The sequence below is a fragment of the uncultured Thermomonas sp. genome, from assembly GCF_937872235.1.
GTDB lineage: Bacteria > Pseudomonadota > Gammaproteobacteria > Xanthomonadales > Xanthomonadaceae > Thermomonas > Thermomonas beijingensis.
The window spans coordinates 1-1766 of record NZ_CALMPC010000115.1; the positions used below are offsets into that span (position 1 = coordinate 1).

A 1766-nucleotide genomic window follows, 5' to 3' on the forward strand; every position below is an offset into this window, starting at 1 on the left:
CACTGGGCGGCATTCTCGGCGTGATGTATTCGATCCCGCTGCGGCGCGCGCTGGTGACCAATTCCGATTTGCCGTACCCGGAAGGCGTGGCCTGTGCCGAGGTGTTGAAAGTGGGCAGCCCCGGCGAAGCCGGCACGGCACAAGGTGCCGAGGAAAGCCGCGCGGGTCTGATGGCGGTGACATGGGGCGCATTGGTGGCGTCGGCGTTTGCATTGGTGGTGGCCACCAAGACCTTTGCCAGCGATGTGAAGGGCTATTTCAGAGTGGGCGATGGCGTTAGCGGGTTTGACTTCGGTTTGTCGATGGCGCTGTTTGCGGTGGGCCATTTGGTGGGGCTGTGGGTGGGCCTTGCGATGCTGTTGGGCGCGCTGATCGGTTGGGTGTGGGGCGTGCCGCATTTCTCCGCACTGGCGCACGGCTTGACCGGCAGTTTTGAAGACATGGCCGGTGCAACGTGGAGTACCAATGTGCGCTTCATCGGTGCCGGCACGATTGGTGTGGCGGCGATCTGGACCCTGGGCAAGTTGGTCAAGCCGGTGGTGTCGGGGTTGGCGTCTGCCATGGCGGCCAACCGCGCCCGCCAAGGGGGCACTTTGCATTTGTTGCCGCGTACCGAGCACGACATCCCGATCGGGGTGGTCGGCGCGATGATGCTGGCGTGCTTCGTGCCGCTGGCGTTTTTGCTGGTGCATTTTTCCAACCAGACCGGGCTGGGCGCGCACGCGTTGCCGCTGATGATTGGCAGCCTGCTGTACATCGTGGTGATGGGGTTTTTGGTGTCCACCGTGTGCGGCTATATGGCCGGTTTGATTGGTTCGTCCAACAGCCCGCTGTCGGGGATCGGCATTTTGGTGGTGATCGGTGCGGCGCTGCTGCTGGTATTCGGGCTGAAATCGCAAATCGATGCCGGGCAAGAAAAAGGACTGGTGGCATTCGCGCTGTTGGTGACGGCGGTGGTGTTCACGGTGGCGGCGATTGCCAACAACAATCTGCAAGACCTCAAGACCGGGCAGTTGGTGGATGCCACGCCGTCCAAGCAGCAGTGGGCGTTGGTGGTGGGCGTGATTGCTGGCTCGGCGATCATTCCGCCGATCCTCGATATCGTCAATCAGGCCTATGGCTTCGTGGGCGCGCCGGGTGCGGGCAAGGACGCACTGGCTGCACCGCAAGCGGGCCTGATTTCAGCGTTGGCGCAGGGCGTGATTCAGAACAATATCGACTGGAACTTGATCCTGATCGGTGCCGGAATTGGCGTGGTGTTGATTGCAATCGACGAAGTGCTGCGCCGCTCCACCAAGGGCGCGCATCTGTCGCCGCTGGCCGTGGGATTGGGTATCTACCTGCCCACATCGTCCACCTTGATGGTGGTGGTGGGTGCCATCGTGGGTTGGTATTTCGATCAGCGCGCCGGGCGCCACAGCAAGCCGGAGGCAGTCAAGCAGCTGGGCGTATTGTTGGCCTCGGGCATGATTGTGGGCGAAGGCTTGATCGGCGTGTTGATCGCCGGCATCGTCGCGTTCAAGCTGCTGCCACTGCAAATGGTGAGCGATACCTTTGCCGAGGGGCCGGCCGCGTGGCTGGGCGGTTTTGCCTTCGTCGCGGCCATCGTTTTGCTGTATGGCTGGGTAGAGCGTCTGGGACGCAAAGCCATTGTTTGATTGTTTCAACTTCAAGATATTTTCAAGGACACTGCCATGAAACTTCGCTACGCCATTCTTCCGCTTGCGCTTGCGCTGTCATTACCGGCGATGGCCGCCAACACGGCC

At 61.6% G+C, this 1766-nt stretch carries 1 protein-coding gene; it reads left to right on the plus strand.

Annotated elements, in window-relative coordinates; genetic code table 11:
- On the plus strand, positions 1 to 1658 hold a 1658-nt coding region (locus QWB57_RS10220), incomplete at its 5' end, for an oligopeptide transporter, OPT family (protein ID WP_288969418.1).
- Positions 1659 to 1766 lie beyond the last annotated feature (108 nt).